Annotated in this window: 15 protein-coding genes and 1 pseudogene; 1 reads left to right on the top strand and 15 read right to left on the bottom strand. The window is 59.7% G+C overall.

The window, feature by feature from the left end; translation table 11 throughout:
- Positions 1 to 12: 12 nt before the first annotated feature.
- From rpsC to rpsL, 12 genes are all read right to left on the bottom strand, one after another.
- The gene (rpsC, locus tag JWR51_RS08640) at positions 13 to 747 is read right to left on the bottom strand and encodes a 30S ribosomal protein S3 (RefSeq protein ID WP_299746327.1); all 735 of its coding nucleotides are present in this window, start codon (positions 745 to 747) and stop codon (positions 13 to 15) included.
- Entirely contained in the window at positions 747 to 1,127 is a 381-nt protein-coding gene (gene rplV / locus JWR51_RS08635) for a 50S ribosomal protein L22 (RefSeq protein WP_299746326.1), read from the bottom strand. The genes rpsC and rplV overlap by 1 nt, the downstream gene beginning before the upstream one ends.
- Before the next feature lies 1 nt (position 1,128).
- Positions 1,129 to 1,407, bottom strand: a complete 279-nt coding sequence (rpsS, locus tag JWR51_RS08630) for a 30S ribosomal protein S19 (protein WP_299724814.1) — start codon at positions 1,405 to 1,407, stop codon at positions 1,129 to 1,131.
- Positions 1,408 to 1,410: 3 nt separating this feature from the next.
- Complete coding sequence (gene rplB / locus JWR51_RS08625) at positions 1,411 to 2,250, bottom strand: 50S ribosomal protein L2 (RefSeq protein ID WP_299746323.1); 840 nt, start codon at positions 2,248 to 2,250, stop codon at positions 1,411 to 1,413.
- A 17-nt stretch (positions 2,251 to 2,267) separates the two neighbouring features.
- Positions 2,268 to 2,561 carry a 50S ribosomal protein L23 gene (locus tag JWR51_RS08620; protein ID WP_299724810.1) on the bottom strand — a complete coding sequence of 98 codons (294 nt, stop codon included), beginning with the start codon at positions 2,559 to 2,561 and terminating at the stop codon, positions 2,268 to 2,270.
- Positions 2,558 to 3,175, bottom strand: a complete 618-nt coding sequence (gene rplD, locus JWR51_RS08615; RefSeq protein WP_299724808.1) for a 50S ribosomal protein L4 — start codon at positions 3,173 to 3,175, stop codon at positions 2,558 to 2,560. Before rplD ends, JWR51_RS08620 begins: the two co-directional genes overlap by 4 nt.
- Entirely contained in the window at positions 3,175 to 3,876 is a 702-nt protein-coding gene (gene rplC / locus JWR51_RS08610; protein WP_299724806.1) for a 50S ribosomal protein L3, read from the bottom strand. Before rplC ends, rplD begins: the two co-directional genes overlap by 1 nt.
- Before the next feature lie 87 nt (positions 3,877 to 3,963).
- Positions 3,964 to 4,272, bottom strand: coding sequence for a 30S ribosomal protein S10 (gene rpsJ, locus JWR51_RS08605; RefSeq protein WP_299724804.1), 309 nt, complete (start codon positions 4,270 to 4,272; stop codon positions 3,964 to 3,966).
- Positions 4,273 to 4,337: 65 nt separating this feature from the next.
- Positions 4,338 to 5,528: an elongation factor Tu gene (gene tuf, locus JWR51_RS08600; RefSeq protein WP_299746321.1), complete on the bottom strand. Its 1,191-nt coding sequence runs from the start codon at positions 5,526 to 5,528 to the stop codon at positions 4,338 to 4,340.
- A 54-nt stretch (positions 5,529 to 5,582) separates the two neighbouring features.
- The gene (gene fusA / locus JWR51_RS08595; RefSeq protein WP_299746319.1) at positions 5,583 to 7,673 is read right to left on the bottom strand and encodes an elongation factor G; all 2,091 of its coding nucleotides are present in this window, start codon (positions 7,671 to 7,673) and stop codon (positions 5,583 to 5,585) included.
- A gap of 9 nt (positions 7,674 to 7,682) precedes the next feature.
- Positions 7,683 to 8,153 (bottom strand): 30S ribosomal protein S7, encoded by a 471-nt coding sequence (gene rpsG / locus JWR51_RS08590; RefSeq protein ID WP_299724798.1) that lies wholly within the window; start codon positions 8,151 to 8,153, stop codon positions 7,683 to 7,685.
- 12 nt (positions 8,154 to 8,165) lie between these two features.
- Entirely contained in the window at positions 8,166 to 8,537 is a 372-nt protein-coding gene (gene rpsL, locus JWR51_RS08585; RefSeq protein ID WP_046136734.1) for a 30S ribosomal protein S12, read from the bottom strand.
- 501 nt (positions 8,538 to 9,038) lie between these two features.
- Between rpsL and JWR51_RS08580 the strand changes: the two genes are divergently transcribed.
- Positions 9,039 to 9,506, top strand: coding sequence for a YbjN domain-containing protein (locus JWR51_RS08580; protein ID WP_299746317.1), 468 nt, complete (start codon positions 9,039 to 9,041; stop codon positions 9,504 to 9,506).
- A gap of 113 nt (positions 9,507 to 9,619) precedes the next feature.
- Here JWR51_RS08580 and JWR51_RS08575 read toward each other — a convergent pair whose 3' ends face one another.
- The 3 genes and pseudogenes from JWR51_RS08575 to JWR51_RS08565 form a co-directional block, all read right to left on the bottom strand.
- Positions 9,620 to 10,933 (bottom strand): esterase-like activity of phytase family protein, encoded by a 1,314-nt coding sequence (locus tag JWR51_RS08575; protein WP_299746314.1) that lies wholly within the window; start codon positions 10,931 to 10,933, stop codon positions 9,620 to 9,622.
- A 176-nt stretch (positions 10,934 to 11,109) separates the two neighbouring features.
- Positions 11,110 to 15,321 carry a DNA-directed RNA polymerase subunit beta' gene (rpoC, locus tag JWR51_RS08570; protein ID WP_299746311.1) on the bottom strand — a complete coding sequence of 1,404 codons (4,212 nt, stop codon included), beginning with the start codon at positions 15,319 to 15,321 and terminating at the stop codon, positions 11,110 to 11,112.
- A 70-nt stretch (positions 15,322 to 15,391) separates the two neighbouring features.
- A pseudogene (locus JWR51_RS08565) lies at positions 15,392 to 16,662 on the bottom strand (DNA-directed RNA polymerase subunit beta); the annotation flags it as partial.

The raw sequence follows: 16,662 nt of genomic DNA, 5'->3' as shown, positions 1-16,662 counted from the left end.
GAACTAACCTTCTTATGCGCGTTCGCGGTCGCGATCGGGCCGCGGAGCACGCTGCTGACCTTCGCCGCCGCCGCTATTGCCACCTTCGGTAGCACGGCGTTCGTGGGCCATCGGATCGTGCTCGAGCACTTCGCCTTTGAAAATCCAGACCTTGATACCGATGATGCCGTAGGTGGTCGCGGCTTCGGCGGTACCATAGTCGATGTCGGCACGCAGCGTGTGCAGCGGAACGCGACCTTCGCGGTACCATTCGGTACGAGCGATGTCGGCGCCACCGAGACGGCCACCAACGTTCACGCGGATGCCGCCGGCGCCCATGCGCATTGCGGTCTGCACCGAACGCTTCATGGCGCGACGGAAAGCCACGCGGCGTTCCAGCTGCTGGGCAATGCCCTGGGCAACCAGCGTCGCATCGGTTTCCGGCTTGCGCACTTCAACGATGTTGATGTGCACTTCGCTGTCGGTGAACTTCTTCACCTTGGCGCGGATCTTGTCGATGTCAGCGCCCTTCTTGCCGATCACGATGCCCGGACGGGCAGTGTGGATCGACACGCGGCACTTGCGGTGCGGGCGTTCGATGACGATCTTGGAGACCGCAGCGGCCTTCAGGTCCTCGAGCAGCATGGCACGGATCTTCAGGTCTTCCTGAAGCAGGTTACCATACTCGCCCTTGTTGGCGTACCAACGGGAATCCCAAGTGCGGTTGATGCCGAGGCGAAAACCGATTGGATTGATCTTCTGACCCATTATGCGGCCTCCTCAACTTGACGGAGAATGATCGTCAGATGCGCGAATGGCTTCTGGATCTGCGAGGAACGACCGCGACCGCGCGCCGTAAAGCGCTTCATCACGAGCGAGTTGCCCACAAAAGCTTCAGCAACGACCAGGGCATCGGTGTCGAGCCCGTGGTTGTTTTCGGCATTGGCGATGGCGCTTTCCAGCACCTTCTTGACCTGGCCAGAGATACGCTTGTGGCTGAATTCGAGTTCGGCCAGAGCCTTCTCGACCTTCTTGCCACGGATCAGCTGAGCCAGAAGGTTGAGCTTCTGCGGGCTGATGCGCAGCATGCGCAGCACAGCCTTGGCTTCGTTGTCCGCAAGCGCGCGCTGGGTTTTTGGCTTGCCCATGTTACTTCCTCTTGGCCTTCTTGTCGGCCGCATGACCGTAGTACGTACGGGTCGGTGCGAATTCGCCGAACTTGTGGCCGATCATGTCTTCGGTCACGTTGACCGGGATATGCTTGTGGCCATTGTGAACGCCGAAAGTGATGCCAACGAACTGTGGCAGAACCGTCGAACGGCGGCTCCAGATCTTGACCACGTCGTTGCGGCCAGATGCCAAGGCCTTCTCGGCCTTCTTGAGCATGTAGCCGTCGACGAACGGGCCCTTCCAGATTGAACGGGTCATGGCTTACCTGCCCTTCTTCACGTGACGCGAGCGAACGATAAACTTGTCCGTCGCCTTGTTGCTGCGGGTCTTCTTGCCCTTGGTCGGCTTACCCCAAGGAGTAACCGGATGACGGCCACCCGAGGTACGGCCTTCACCACCACCATGCGGGTGATCGATCGGGTTCATCGCCACGCCGCGCGTGACGGGCTTGCGACCGAGCCAACGCGAACGACCGGCCTTGCCGAGCGAGGTGTTGGAGTGATCCTGGTTCGACACAGCGCCAACGGTGGCGAGGCACGAACCATGGACCCGGCGCTGTTCGCCCGAGTTCAGGCGAAGGATCGCCCAACCCTGGTCACGACCGACATACTGGGCATAAGCACCAGCCGAACGGGCGACCTGGCCACCCTTGCGGGGCTTCAGCTCGATATTGTGCACGATCGTACCGACCGGCATACGTTCCAGCGGCATCGAATTGCCCGGCTTCACGTCGACGGTCTGCATCGACGAGATCACCTTGTCGCCGGCGCCGAGGCGCTGGGGAGCAATGATGTAGGCCTTCTCGCCATCGGGATAGATCACCAAAGCGATCCAAGCCGTACGGTTGGGATCATACTCGAGGCGCTCGATGGTGCCGACGACGTCGAACTTGACGCGCTTGAAGTCGATAATGCGGTAGGTCCGCTTATGACCGCCACCACGATGGAACGAGGTAATGCGACCACGGTTGTTACGACCGCCGGACTTCGAAAGACCCTGGGTCAAAGTCTTGACCGGAGCGCCCTTCCACAGTTCCGACCGATCGGTCGTCACCAGCTGGCGGCGGCCTTCGGAAGTTGGGTTGTAAGTTTTAAGAGCCATTTTTTGTCTCTATTCCCTTAGAGGCCGGTCGAAATATCGATCGACTGGCCGTCGACGAGGGTAACGATAGCCTTCTTGACGTCATTGCGGACGCCGATCTTGCCGCGGAAGCGCTTCACCTTGCCCTTGCGGACCAGGGTGTTCACTGCCTTGACCTTGACCGAAAACAGCTGCTCAACGGCGGCCTTGATTTCAGTCTTGTTCGCGTCGATGGCAACATCGAACACGACCTGGTTGGCTTCCGAAGCCATCGTGGACTTTTCAGTCACGACGGGATTGCGGATCACGTCATAAGCGCTGAGCTTGTTCATGCGAACCTCGCTTCCAGCGCTTCGAGCGCTGCCTTGGTCAGGACGAGCTTCTGACGGCGCAGGATATCAACAACGTTGATGCCCTGGATCGGGAGCACGTCGATATGCGGAATGTTGCGAGCGGCCAGAGCGAAGTTCTGGTCGACAGTCGCACCATCGATGATCAGCGCGTTCATCCAGTCCAGCTTGCCGAAGGTGATGCGGAGAGCCGCAGTCTTCGGAGCCTTGGTGATGACGCTGTCCAGCACGATCAGCTCGCCGGCTGCGGCCTTGGCCGACAGGGCATGCTTGAGCGCCAGGGCACGGACCTTCTTGGGCAGGTCGATCGCGTGGCTACGCGGGGTCGGACCGAACGCACGGCCACCACCACGGAACTGTGGAGCCTTGCGATCGCCATGACGAGCGCCGCCGCCCTTCTGCTTCTTGAACTTCTTGCCGGTGCGAACGCCTTCCGAACGATTCTTAACATCGTGCGTGCCGGCCATCGCCTTCAGCTGCTGGTAGCGGACCATGCGGTGCAGGATATCCTGACGCACTTCCAGGCCGAACACGTCGTCTGCGAGTGTCACGGTACCGTTAGATTTGCCGTCCAGAGTAGTGATCTGGAGTTCCATTATTCAGCCCCTTCCGCAACGTCAGCAGCGGCCTTGAACGAGCCCGGGAAGGCAGCATTCTTGGGAGCAGGCTTCTTGACGGCATCCTTGATCTGGATCCAGGCGCCCTTGGCACCGGGAACCGCACCCTGGATCATGATCAGACCGCGTTCCACGTCGGTCTTGACGACCGTCAGGTTCTGCGTGGTGATGCGACGATCACCCATGTGACCAGGCATCTTCTTGTTCTTGAAGGTCTTGCCCGGGTCCTGGCGGCCACCGGTCGAACCGATCGAACGGTGAGACACCGACACGCCGTGGGTGGCACGAAGACCACCGAAGTTCCAGCGCTTCATACCGCCGGCGAAACCCTTACCGATCGAAGTGCCGGTGACATCCACCAGCTGGCCTTCGACGAAATGGTCGGCCTGCAGCGTCGCGCCAACCTCGATGAGGTTTTCGGCATCGACGCGGAATTCAGCGACGTGGCGCTTGGGCTCGACCTTGGCAACGGCGAACTGGCCGCGTTCTGCCTTGGTCGTGTTCTTCACCTTGGCCTGTCCGGCGCCCAACTGGAGCGCGACATAGCCATCTTTTTCCGACGTCCGCTGGCCTACCACCTGGCAGTTCTGCAGCCCGAGCACCGTAACGGGCACGTGTGCGCCGTCATCGGTGAATATGCGGGTCATGCCCAGCTTCTGTGCGATCAAACCAGAACGCATCGGTTAGTACCTTCTTGTTTAGCGCTGAACCGGGTCATTGGTTCTCAAGAGGACCCTGTTATTTGGTCAGCGCGGAAATCCGTGACTTTAGAGCTTGATTTCGACGTCGACGCCGGCGGCAAGATCGAGCTTCATCAGTGCATCAACCGTCTGAGGGGTAGGATCCACAATGTCCAGGAGACGCTTGTGGGTCCGGATCTCGAACTGCTCACGCGCCTTCTTGTCGATGTGCGGCGAGCGGTTGACGGTAAACTTCTCAATTCGCGTCGGCAGCGGGATCGGACCGCGAACCTGAGCACCCGTACGCTTGGCCGTCTGCACGATCTCACGCGTGGATGCGTCGAGGACGCGATGGTCAAACGCCTTGAGGCGGATGCGAATATTTTGACCGTTCATCTTGTTATCCTGACAACAATGGACCGTGGCGCGCGCAACTCGCGCGCCACGAAATCATTCGCTTCTTATTTGAGGATCTTCGCCACGACGCCGGCGCCGACGGTACGGCCACCTTCACGGATAGCGAAGCGCAGCTTCTCTTCCATGGCGATCGGAACGATGAGCTGAACGTTCATGTTGATGTTGTCGCCCGGCATGACCATTTCCGTGCCTTCCGGCAGGGTCACGATGCCCGTCACGTCCGTGGTACGGAAGTAGAACTGGGGACGGTAGTTGCCGAAGAACGGAGTGTGACGGCCGCCTTCTTCCTTGGTGAGGATATAGGCCTCAGCAACGAAGTCGGTGTGCGGGGTCACGCTGCCTGGCTTGCAGAGAACCTGGCCGCGCTCAACCTGCGTACGGTCGATACCGCGGATCAGGGCGCCGATGTTGTCGCCAGCCTGGCCCGAGTCGAGCAGCTTGCGGAACATTTCGACACCGGTGACGGTGGTCTTCTGGGTTGCCTTGATGCCGACGATTTCGACTTCTTCGCCAACCTTGACGATGCCGCGTTCGACACGGCCGGTGACCACAGTACCGCGACCCGAGATCGAGAACACGTCTTCGATCGGCAGCAGGAACGGCAGGTCAACCGGACGTTCCGGCTGCGGGATGTACGAGTCAACAGCAGCCATCAGTTCCACGATCGCGTCATGGCCGAGCTTCTTGTCGCCGTTGTTCAGCGCTTCGGTAGCCGAGCCCTTGACGATCGGGATATCATCGCCGGGGAAGTCGTAGCTGGTGAGCAGTTCGCGAACTTCGAGTTCGACGAGCTCGAGCAGCTCGGCGTCATCAACCATGTCGCACTTGTTCAGGAACACGACCATTGCGGGAACGCCAACCTGATAAGCGAGCAGGATGTGCTCGCGAGTCTGGGGCATCGGGCCGTCGGCAGCGGACACAACCAGGATCGCGCCGTCCATCTGGGCAGCACCGGTGATCATGTTTTTCACATAGTCGGCGTGGCCTGGGCAATCGACGTGAGCATAGTGACGGTTAGCCGTCTCGTACTCGACGTGGGCGGTATTGATCGTGATGCCGCGTGCCTTTTCTTCCGGCGCAGCGTCAATCTGGTCGTACGCCTTGAAGGTCGCGCCACCAGTCTCAGCCAAAACCTTGGTAATCGCTGCGGTCAGCGAGGTCTTGCCATGGTCAACGTGACCAATGGTGCCGATATTGCAGTGAGGCTTATTGCGGGAAAACTTTTCCTTGCCCATCGCTTCTCTCCGTATTCGTTAGCCGTTCGGCCAACCTTGAGTTTCAGTTTGTTATTAGGCGTACTTGGCCTGGACTTCGTCGGCGACAGCCTGCGGAACCTGCTCGTAGTGATCGAACGACATCGAATACTGTGCACGGCCCTGGCTCATCGAGCGCAAGGAGTTCACGTAGCCGAACATGTTCGCGAGCGGAACATAGGCATCCACGACCTGGAGGACACCACGGCCTTCTGTGCCGTGAATCTGACCGCGTCGTGAATTCAGATCGCCGATAACGTCGCCCATGTAATCTTCTGGCGTCGTAACTTCAACCTTCATGATCGGCTCGAGGATCTTCGGCGACGCCTTGCGCAGAGCTTCGTTGAAGCCCGCACGACCGGCGATTTCGAAGGCGAGAACCGAGGAGTCAACGTCGTGGTACGCGCCTTCGGTCAATGTCACCTTGACGTCCACGATCGGGAACCCGATCAACGGACCAGACGACATAACCGACTTCACGCCCTTTTCGACGCCCGGGATATATTCCTTGGGCACCGAACCGCCGACGACGGCATTCACAAAGGTCAGACCCGTGCCGATTTCACCCGGCTCGACGCTGAGCTTGACGCGGGCGAACTGGCCCGAACCACCGGACTGCTTCTTGTGGGTATAGTCCACATTGGCAGGCTTGGTGATGGTCTCGCGGTAAGCCACCTGGGGCTGACCGATATTGGCTTCCACCTTGAACTCGCGACGCATGCGGTCGACGAGAATGTCCAGGTGAAGTTCGCCCATGCCCGAAATGATGGTCTGGCCAGATTCTTCATCGGTCTTGACGCGGAACGACGGATCTTCAGCAGCCAAGCGGTTGAGCGCGAGGCCCATCTTTTCCTGGTCGGCCTTCGACTTCGGTTCCACCGAGATGTCGATAACGGGTTCCGGGAAGATCATGCGTTCAAGGATAACCTGCGCATTGGAGGCACACAGGGTGTCGCCAGTGGTGGTGTCCTTGAGACCCACGATGGCGACGATGTCACCAGCGAAGGCTTCCGTGATCTGCTCGCGGCTATTGGCATGCATCTGGAACAGACGACCAACGCGCTCGCGCTTTTCCTTGACCGTGTTCTCGATCATCATGCCCTGCTCGAGCTTGCCCGAGTAGATGCGGCAGAACGTCAGCGTACCCATGTGCGGGTCGTTGGCGATCTTGAACGCCAGCATGGCCAGCGGCTCATTGTCGTCAGCATGACGCTCGATCGGCTGTTCCGTGCGGGCATCGATGCCCTTGATCGCCGGAACATCGGCCGGCGCCGGCAAGAAGTCGATCACGCCGTCGAGCAAAGGCTGCACGCCCTTGTTCTTGAAGGCCGAGCCAGCAAAGACCAGGAAGAACTTCGCATCAATCGTGCCGCGACGCAGCAGACGACGGATCGTATCGTTGTTCGGCAGATCGCCGTTCAAGTAGGCCGTCATCGCGTCGTCGTCGAGTTCGACGGCGGCTTCGATCATGGCTTCGCGATACTTCTTGGCCGATTCCTTGAGGTCATCAGGGATCTCAACGACGTCCCAGGCAGCGCCCAGTTCTTCATTGTGCCAGATCAGCGCGTTCATCTCGATCAGGTCGACGACGCCCTTGAAGTCGTTCTCGGCACCGATCGGCAGCTGCACGGGAACGGCCTTGGCGCCCAGGCGGGTGCCGACCATCTCGACGCAGCGATAGAAATCGGCACCGATCTTGTCCATCTTGTTGACGAAGATCAGACGCGGAACGTTGTACTTGTCGGCCTGGCGCCACACAGTTTCAGTCTGCGGCTCGACACCGGCATTGGCATCCAGCAGCGCGACGGCACCGTCGAGCACACGCAGCGAACGCTCGACTTCAATGGTGAAGTCCACGTGGCCGGGGGTATCGATGATGTTGAAGCGGTGCATGACGCCATCACGGTCTTTCCAGAACGTGGTGGTGGCAGCGGACGTGATCGTGATGCCGCGTTCCTGCTCCTGCTCCATCCAGTCCATGGTAGCGGCGCCGTCATGGACTTCGCCGATCTTATGGGACTTGCCGGTATAGTAGAGGATGCGTTCGGTCGTGGTCGTCTTGCCAGCATCGATGTGAGCCATGATGCCGAAATTGCGATACAGATTGATCGGGTATTCGCGTGCCATAGTAAGCTCCTACCAGCGGTAGTGCGAGAAGGCACGGTTGGCGTCAGCCATACGGTGCGTATCTTCGCGCTTCTTGACGGCCTGGCCGCGACCGTTGACCGCATCCATAAGCTCGCCGGACAGACGCTCGCGCATCGTGTTCTCGCCGCGCTTGCGGGCACTGTCGATCAGCCAGCGAATGGCCAGGGCCTGCTGACGATCGGTACGGACTTCAACCGGAACCTGATAGGTGGCACCGCCAACACGACGCGACCGGACTTCAACCGACGGGCGGATGTTGTCGAGTGCGGTGTGGAACGCCACGATGGGGTCCTGCTTGGTCTTGGACTCGACGATTTCGAATGCACCGTAAACGATACCTTCGGCGGCCGACTTCTTGCCGTCCTTCATCAAGGAGTTCATGAACTTGGTGACAACCAGATCGCCGAACTTGGGATCAGGAATAACATCACGCTTTTCTGCGCTGTGGCGACGGGACATGACTCTATCTCCTTATTTCGGACGCTTCGCGCCGTACTTCGAACGGCGCTGCTTACGGTCCTTCACGCTCTGCGTGTCGAGGACACCGCGGAGCACGTGATAACGAACGCCCGGAAGATCGCGAACGCGACCGCCACGGATGAGCACAACGGAGTGCTCCTGCAGGTTATGACCTTCGCCCGGAATATACGAGATCACTTCGCGGGAGTTGGTCAGGCGAACCTTGGCAACCTTACGCAGAGCCGAGTTCGGCTTTTTCGGAGTGGTCGTGTAGACACGTGAGCAAACGCCGCGCTTCTGCGGGTTGGCTTCCATCGCCGGAACTTTGTTCCGCTTTGGCTTGCTGGCGCGTGGTTTGCGGATCAGCTGATTAATGGTGGGCATTGAGCTCTTTCCATCGTCCAAATCGTTTCGATCACAACGCAGCAAACCAAAACGGCGCTCATCCGACCCGGTTAGGGGAACGGCGGCGCCTTAATTGCAGCGGACCGTAGCCCGAAAGGACCACGTTCATGCGCACAAGGATTTGCTTCGTCTATCTACCCACCAGTGTGTTTGAGTGTCCTGGATGCCCGCACAAGATGGCAGGTACCCGAAGCGACATTCACGACCGACTGCTTAGGTATGGGCTGTTTAGTGCCGATGTCTGCATGCGTCAAGGATTCTTTCGCGAAAATCTGCATGCCGGTCATGCTTTGGTAGCGTATTCGTTTCGCGCCTCTTAACGCCCGTAGCATAAGAGATGACGGCACAGTTGATCGCGCGTACCACCGTAGATTTGATTTGCATCCTGCTTTTCCCGTTCATGTAAATGTGTAGAATTGGCAGCGGGGATGCGCCCGACCCTTTCAGGGCGGGCACGACGACTCAGAAGAGGGACTACAAATGAAATTGAATGCCATGCTTGCTGGCGGCGCACTTGTGCTTGCCTTGACCGGTTCGGCTTATGCTGCAAACATCACCGCGTCCGACACCGATGAAATTCTCAATGTAGCGCGCGGCTATGGCTCCGCCTCGATCAGCACCAGCAGCAACGGCAACCCCATGATCACCGGCCGAATCGACGGCGTGAATTATGTGTTCTACTTCCTCGGGTGCACCGACAATAGGGACTGCCAGAACGGCTACTTCTATCTCGGTTTCGCCGATCTAAAGCCAAAAATCGAAATAATCAACGACTGGAATCGCGACAACAGCTTCAGTCGAGCATACCTCGATCAGGATCAGGACGCTGTGGTGGAATCTGACGTCTACATGGCCCAGGGTATCAGCACCGAGGCATTGGATGGCCAGTTCGGCATCTGGGCCGATACGATGAGCAAGTTCGCCGATCACGTCGGCTTCAAGAAGTAAGCCACGCGCTGCCATCGAATCCAAAGGGGCCCCGACGGGCCCCTTTTTTATTGCCGCTTCATCGGCCAAAAAGAAAAGGGGCCCGAAGGCCCCTTCCCGCACGCCTGGTCTGGCTATTTGGCCTTCAGCAGCTCAGTGACGTCGAGGATCATGAATTCCTCGTCGTCCTGCTTGCCCTGCTCGCGGCTCACGTCGAAGGGGAAGTTGTTGTCGTTGGCCACGACAATGGTGTTCTCGTCCACGCGATCGACGTTCTCAATGGTGTCGAACGGGAAGGTGAAGACGCCGTCCTTGGAGCCGCGCGGCGCGATGCCATCGGGATCCTTGATGTCGAGCAGGTCGATATAGCCCAGCTTCTTGACCACGCCATTGGCATCGAGCTGATCGATATCGATGAGGTAGATGCGCTTCAGCAGCGCGGGCTTGGCAGCCCAACCGTCACGGGCATCGCCCTGGTTCTGGTCACGCTCGATGACCAGTGCACGGTGGTCGTCGATCATATTGAAGTCGCCGATCGAATTCGGCGCGTCTTCCAGCGGATAATAGCGGACCTTGTCGGCAAAGGCGCCGGTGGCGACGTCGAACTGCAGCATGCGGATCGCCGGCTTGCCGTCGATCAGCTCGAACGCCTTCTTGTCGGCATCCCAGAAGGTCTTTTCGAGCAGCGGATAAAGCGTCTTGCCATCGGGCGACTGGGCCATGCCCTCAAAGCCGCCGGAACGCTGGGTGACGACGCCGGCCAGTTCGGCACCGGGGTTCGGAGCCGAAACGGTCTGGTTATCCGGGCCCTTGTAGACGAGGTCGCCGATCTGGGTCTTGAACACGGACTGCACGACGCCCTTGGCGTCGGTCTTGATCAGCCAGGGGCCGAACTCGTCGCCGAAATAGTAGCTATCGCCAACGGGCTGGATCGACTCGATGTCGAAATCGGCGCCGGTGAGGTAACGAGTGTCGGTGGCTTCATTGACGATCGGGAACGGCACGACGCGGTTCGGGTCCGACAGGAACACGCCGGCTTCGCGAGCGACAGTGTGGCCGGTCCAGTCGAGCTTGAGCGTGTTGAACATCAGCAGCGAGTCAGCCGAATTGGCCTTGGCGCCGAAGCCATTGTCGGTCAGCACCACGAAACGGCCATCGCCGAGCGAACGGATGCCGGAAAAACCCTGCAGTGCCTGGCCCTTGAACGGCATGCCGATGCCGGTCTTGGCATCCTTGAATTCTTCCAGCGTTTCGACGCGGGTGCCCGAGGTGAAACGGCCGGACATCTGGAACTCAGCGGGCGCATCGGCGGGCGCTTCGACGAAGGTCGCGCCCGGCTGCTGGGCATGAGCCTTCAGCACGGCTTCGAATTTCGGGACGTCCTGGGCATTGGCAGTGGCCATAAGGCCAAGCAGGCTGACCCCAGCCAGAAGGAGGGAACGGAACATGACTTCTCCGGAAGGTAAATTGAACCCGCCTTCCCTACCCAGCCAACATGTCGGTCCGCCTACAGTCTGATTGCACTGCCGTTACGGTTTTGCGTCAGTTGCCAACCCGCGGCCGGCGCAAAAAGAAAGGGGACCCTTCGGCCCCCTTCCCTGATTTTTCATCGATCGATCCGAACTTACTCGGCTGGCGTTTCCACCGGCTTGTCGAACACGCGCGGCGACGGGATCGCGGCGGTATTGGCCTGGCGGCGGCGTTCGTCGAGGATCAGCTCGTCGCGCTTGGCGGCGATCAGCTTGGCCGAGGTGATGCCCGCGCCGGTACCGGCTGGGATCAGACGACCCACGATGACGTTCTCCTTGAGGCCTTCGAGCAGATCGGCCTTGCCGGAAACCGCCGCTTCCGTGAGGACGCGGGTGGTTTCCTGGAACGAAGCGGCCGACACGAACGAGCGGGTCTGCAACGACGCCTTGGTGATGCCGAGCAGCACCGGATTGGCCGTTGCCGGCTTCTTGCCATCGGCGATCAACTGGTCGTTGAGCTCGTCGAAGTCCAGCTTGTCCAGCTGCTCGTCCTTGAGCAGGCCGGTATCACCTGGATCCACGATCTCGACCTTCTGCAGCATCTGGCGAACGATCACCTCGATGTGCTTGTCGTTGATCAGCACGCCCTGCAGACGATAGACCTCCTGGATTTCATTGACGAGGTAACGAGCAAGCTCTTCCACGCCCTTGATTGCCAGAATGTCATGCGGAGCCGGATTGCCATCGAGGATATATTCGCCCTTCTCGATGGTATCGCCTTCCTGCAGATGGAACGGCTTGCCCTTCGGGATCAGGTACTCGACCGACTCTTCGCCTTCGTTATGCGGCTTGATGATGACGCGACGCTTGTTCTTGTAGTCGCGGCCAAAACCAATGATGCCGTCGATCTCGGCGATGATGGCGTGGTCCTTGGGACGACGTGCCTCGAACAGCTCGGCCACACGCGGCAGACCGCCGGTGATGTCCTTGGTCTTGGCACTTTCCAGCGGGATACGCGCCAGCACGTCGCCGGGCGAGACCTTCTGGCCAGGTTCCACGTTCAACACGGCATCCACCGACAGCAGATAGCGGGCTTCGCCACCGCGGTCGACCTTCACCACGGCACCGCTGCGAGCAATCGCCAGTGCCGGCTTGAGGCCGTCACCGCGCTGATTGGTACGCCAATCGATCACGACGCGCTTGGTGAAGCCCGTTGCCTCGTCGGTGTTTTCCGCAACCGAAGTCCCGTCGAGCAGGTCCTCGAAGACCACCTCGCCGTCAACTTCCGCCAGGATCGGACGGGTGTAGGGGTCCCATTCAGCCAGACGCTGGCCACGGCGAACCTGATCGCCCTCTTTCACCAGCAGCTTGGAGCCGTAGGTCACCTTGTGGGTGCTGCGTTCCTTGCCTTCGGCGTCGAGAACGGCCAGCGACACGTTACGCGCCATGACGACGAGCTTGTTGCCTTCGACCTTGACCACGTTCGGATTGCGGATGGCGATGGTGCCTTCCGCGCCCGATTCCAGGAACGAGCTATCGACCACCTGAGCCGTGCCACCGATGTGGAACGTGCGCATGGTGAGCTGCGTGCCGGGTTCACCGATCGACTGTGCGGCGATAACGCCGACAGCTTCACCCATGTTCACGGGAGTACCGCGAGCAAGGTCACGACCATAGCAGGCCGCGCAAGTGCCCTGGCGCATATCGCAGGTCAGCGGGGAACGGATACGGATCGACTGGATCCGCGCTTCCTCGATGATATCGACATGCTTTTCTTCGAGCAGCGTGCCCTTGGCGGCAATCAGATCACCCGTCAGCGGGTGATTGATGTCGTCAGCGGCCGTACGGCCGAGAACGCGCTGGCCGATCGAAGCCACGATCTGGCCGGCATCGACGATCGGCTCCATGGTCAGGCCGCGATCGGTCCCACAATCGGTGGAAACGATGATCGCGTCCTGCGCCACGTCGACGAGACGACGGGTCAAATAGCCCGAGTTCGCGGTCTTCAACGCCGTATCCGCCAGACCCTTACGGGCACCGTGGGTGGAGTTGAAATACTCGAGAACGTTGAGGCCTTCCTTGAAGTTAGCCGTGATCGGGGTCTCGATGATCGAGCCGTCAGGACGGGCCATCAGGCCGCGCATGCCGGCAAGCTGCTTCATCTGGGCCGGTGAACCACGAGCGCCCGAGTGGCTCATCATGTAAACCGAGTTGATCGGCTTCTGGCGCTTGGTTTCCTTGTCGATCTGAACGGCGGCAATGCCCTTCATCATCTCTTCGGCAACCTTGTCGCCACACTTGGCCCAGGCGTCCACGACCTTGTTGTACTTCTCGCCCTGAGTGATCAGGCCGTCATTGTACTGCTGCTCGAATTCCTCGACCTGCTTACGCGCCGCTTCCACGATCGCATACTTGGTCGGCGGAATGACCATGTCGTCCTTGCCGAACGAGATGCCGGCCTTGCACGCATGGGTGAAGCCCAGCTGCATGACGCGGTCACAGAAGATCACGGTCTCTTTCTGACCGCAGCCACGGTAAACCGTGTCGATCATCTTGGAGATCATCTTCTTGGTCATCAGCTGGTTGGCCGTAGCGTACGGCACCGACGGATGCTTGGGAAGAATCTGGCCGATAATCATGCGGCCCGGGGTCGTTTCCACGATCTCGGTCTTGGACGCGCCGTTCTCGTCGAACGTGTGTACGCGGCCCTTGATCTTGGTGTGCATGGTCACGACGCCGTTGTAGAGCGCGTGTTCCAGCTCGCCCATGGACGAGAAGCTCATGCCCTGGCCGGGCTCGTTCTCATTCATCAAGCTGAGGTGATAAAGCCCCAGCACGATGTCCTGGGACGGCACGATGATCGGCTGGCCGTTGGCAGGATGCAGGATGTTGTTGGTCGACATCATCAAGACGCGCGCTTCCAGCTGCGCTTCGAGCGACAGCGGAACGTGCACGGCCATCTGGTCGCCGTCAAAGTCGGCATTGAATGCCGAGCAGACCAGCGGATGCAGCTGGATCGCCTTGCCTTCGATCAGGATGGGCTCGAACGCCTGGATGCCAAGACGATGCAGCGTGGGCGCGCGGTTCAGCAGAACCGGGTGCTCGCGGATCACTTCGTCCAGGATATCCCAAACCTCGGGCTTTTCCTTCTCGACCAGCTTCTTGGCCTGCTTCACCGTCGAGCTGAAGCCCTTGGCTTCAAGGCGCGAATAGATGAAGGGCTTGAACAGCTCGAGCGCCATCTTCTTGGGCAGGCCGCACTGGTGCAGCTTGAGATTCGGACCCACGGTGATGACCGAACGACCCGAATAGTCGACGCGCTTGCCGAGCAGGTTCTGGCGGAATCGGCCCTGCTTGCCCTTGAGCATGTCGGACAGCGACTTCAGCGGACGCTTGTTGGCACCGGTGATGGTGCGGCCACGGCGGCCGTTATCGAACAGCGCATCCACAGCTTCCTGCAACATGCGCTTTTCGTTGCGGATGATGATGTCGGGAGCCCGCAGCTCGATCAGGCGCTTCAACCGGTTGTTACGGTTGATGACGCGACGATAGAGATCGTTCAGATCGGACGTGGCGAAGCGGCCGCCATCCAGCGGCACCAGCGGGCGCAGCTCGGGCGGGATGACCGGAATGATCGTCATGATCATCCATTCGGGCTTGTTGCCCGAAACGATGAACTGCTCGACGATCTTCAAGCGCTTGGCAAGCTTCTTGGGCTTAAGTTCCGTCGTGGACTCAGCAATTTCCACGCGCAAATCGGCCGCGATCTTCTCGAGATCGAGGGCGAGTAGGATGTCGCGGATGGCTTCGGCGCCGATCTTGGCGGTGAAGCTGTCGGCACCATATTCGTCCTGGGCATCGAGGAACTGCTCTTCGGAGAGCAATTCATGCTGGCTGAACGGGGTCAGGCCGGCATCGAGCACGACGTAGTTTTCGAAGTACAGGATGCGCTCGATGTCCTTGAGCGTCATATCGAGCAGCAGCGCGATACGCGACGGCAGGGACTTCAGGAACCAGATGTGCGCGACCGGCGCGGCCAGTTCGATATGGCCCATGCGCTCGCGACGAACACGGCTCAGGGTGACTTCCACACCGCACTTTTCGCAGATGACGCCCTTGAACTTCATGCGCTTGTACTTGCCGCACAGGCACTCATAGTCCTTCACAGGGCCAAAGATACGCGCGCAGAACAAGCCATCGCGTTCAGGCTTGAACGTACGATAGTTGATGGTCTCGGGCTTTTTGATTTCGCCGAACGACCACGAGAGAATCTTCTCCGGGCTCGCGATCGAAATCTTCATCTGGTCGAACGTCTGCACCGGCACTGCCGGATTGAACGGGTCCATGACGTGGGAATGATGGTTCATCAATTCTCTCCTCTATCCGTCCAGCTCTACTGAGCCGAACGGAAAATGAATGGGGTTAGGAAGTGCCGGATTACTCCGCCGCTTCCTGAGGAGGTGCGAGCTCCGCCCGGTCGGGCTCCACGACATCACGCATGTCGAGTTCGACATTGAGGCCCAGGGAACGGATTTCCTTGACCAGAACGTTAAAGCTCTCGGGGATGCCTGGCTCGAACGTGTCGTCGCCGCGCACGATGGATTCGTAGACCTTGGTCCGGCCCGCGACGTCGTCCGACTTGATCGTCAGCATTTCCTGCAGAGTATAGGCGGCGCCATAGGCTTCGAGTGCCCACACCTCCATCTCGCCGAAACGCTGCCCGCCGAACTGCGCCTTGCCGCCCAGCGGCTGCTGGGTAACGAGCGAGTAAGGACCGATCGAACGCGCGTGGATCTTGTTGTCCACCAGATGGTCGAGCTTGAGCATGTAGATATACCCAACCGTCACCTGACGATCGAACTGCTCACCGGTACGCCCGTCATAGACGGTGGACTGGCCAGAGCCCTTGAGCCCCGCCTTTTCCAGCATCTTGACGATGTCGGCTTCCTTGGCGCCGTCGAACACCGGAGTGGCGATCGAGACACCCTTGGACAGGTGCTCGCCGAGCCGGATCATGCCGTCGTCGTCGAGGTCGGTGATGCTCTCATCGCCGGCGAACAGGTCCTGGATCTCGGCCCGGAGGGGCTTCAGATCGCCCTTCTGGTGATAGATGCGGACCATCTCGTCGATCTTCTTGCCCATGCCGGCGCAAGCCCAGCCCAGGTGCGTCTCGAGGATCTGCCCGACGTTCATGCGCGAGGGCACGCCCAGCGGATTGAGCACGATGTCAACATGAGTACCGTCTTCGAGGTACGGCATGTCTTCGATCGGCACAATGCGCGAAACCACGCCCTTGTTGCCGTGACGGCCGGCCATCTTGTCACCCGGCTGCAGGCGACGCTTGACCGCGATGTGGACCTTCACCATCTTCAGCACGCCAGGCGCCAGCTCGTCGCCCTGGGTGAGCTTGCGCTTCTTCTCTTCGAACATCTTGTCGAACTCGACGCGGGTGGCCGAAATGCTGTCCTTGATGTTCTCGAGTTGCTGCGCGGCTTCCTCACTCGCCAGACGGATGTCGAACCAGTCGTGGCGGTTGAGCGAGTGCAGATAATCCTTGGTCAGCTTCGCGCCCTTCGCCAGTTTTTTCGGACCGCCATTGGCGACCTTACCGGTCAACAGGCGCTCGATCCGCGCGAACGCGTCGTTTTCAACAATCCGCAGCTGGTCGGCGAAGTCCTTCTTGTAGCCCTTCAGGTCGTCGTCGATGA

Source organism: Devosia sp., assembly GCF_028290625.1.
Classification (GTDB): domain Bacteria; phylum Pseudomonadota; class Alphaproteobacteria; order Rhizobiales; family Devosiaceae; genus Devosia.
The sequence above is the reverse complement of the archived record's forward strand: the minus strand, read 5'-3'. Positions and strand labels throughout refer to the sequence as shown.

What these genes read in the sequence shown, in the direction of transcription:
- rpsC (WP_299746327.1), bottom strand. Translation starts at nt 747, where the DNA reads ATGGGTCAGAAGATCAATCCAATCGGTTTTCGCCTCGGCATCAACCGC.
- rplV (WP_299746326.1), bottom strand. Translation starts at nt 1,127, where the DNA reads ATGGGCAAGCCAAAAACCCAGCGCGCGCTTGCGGACAACGAAGCCAAG.
- rpsS (WP_299724814.1), bottom strand. Translation starts at nt 1,407, where the DNA reads ATGACCCGTTCAATCTGGAAGGGCCCGTTCGTCGACGGCTACATGCTC.
- rplB (WP_299746323.1), bottom strand. Translation starts at nt 2,250, where the DNA reads ATGGCTCTTAAAACTTACAACCCAACTTCCGAAGGCCGCCGCCAGCTG.
- JWR51_RS08620 (WP_299724810.1), bottom strand. Translation starts at nt 2,561, where the DNA reads ATGAACAAGCTCAGCGCTTATGACGTGATCCGCAATCCCGTCGTGACT.
- rplD (WP_299724808.1), bottom strand. Translation starts at nt 3,175, where the DNA reads ATGGAACTCCAGATCACTACTCTGGACGGCAAATCTAACGGTACCGTG.
- rplC (WP_299724806.1), bottom strand. Translation starts at nt 3,876, where the DNA reads ATGCGTTCTGGTTTGATCGCACAGAAGCTGGGCATGACCCGCATATTC.
- rpsJ (WP_299724804.1), bottom strand. Translation starts at nt 4,272, where the DNA reads ATGAACGGTCAAAATATTCGCATCCGCCTCAAGGCGTTTGACCATCGC.
- tuf (WP_299746321.1), bottom strand. Translation starts at nt 5,528, where the DNA reads ATGGGCAAGGAAAAGTTTTCCCGCAATAAGCCTCACTGCAATATCGGC.
- fusA (WP_299746319.1), bottom strand. Translation starts at nt 7,673, where the DNA reads ATGGCACGCGAATACCCGATCAATCTGTATCGCAATTTCGGCATCATG.
- rpsG (WP_299724798.1), bottom strand. Translation starts at nt 8,153, where the DNA reads ATGTCCCGTCGCCACAGCGCAGAAAAGCGTGATGTTATTCCTGATCCC.
- rpsL (WP_046136734.1), bottom strand. Translation starts at nt 8,537, where the DNA reads ATGCCCACCATTAATCAGCTGATCCGCAAACCACGCGCCAGCAAGCCA.
- JWR51_RS08580 (WP_299746317.1), top strand. Translation starts at nt 9,039, where the DNA reads ATGAAATTGAATGCCATGCTTGCTGGCGGCGCACTTGTGCTTGCCTTG.
- JWR51_RS08575 (WP_299746314.1), bottom strand. Translation starts at nt 10,933, where the DNA reads ATGTTCCGTTCCCTCCTTCTGGCTGGGGTCAGCCTGCTTGGCCTTATG.
- rpoC (WP_299746311.1), bottom strand. Translation starts at nt 15,321, where the DNA reads ATGAACCATCATTCCCACGTCATGGACCCGTTCAATCCGGCAGTGCCG.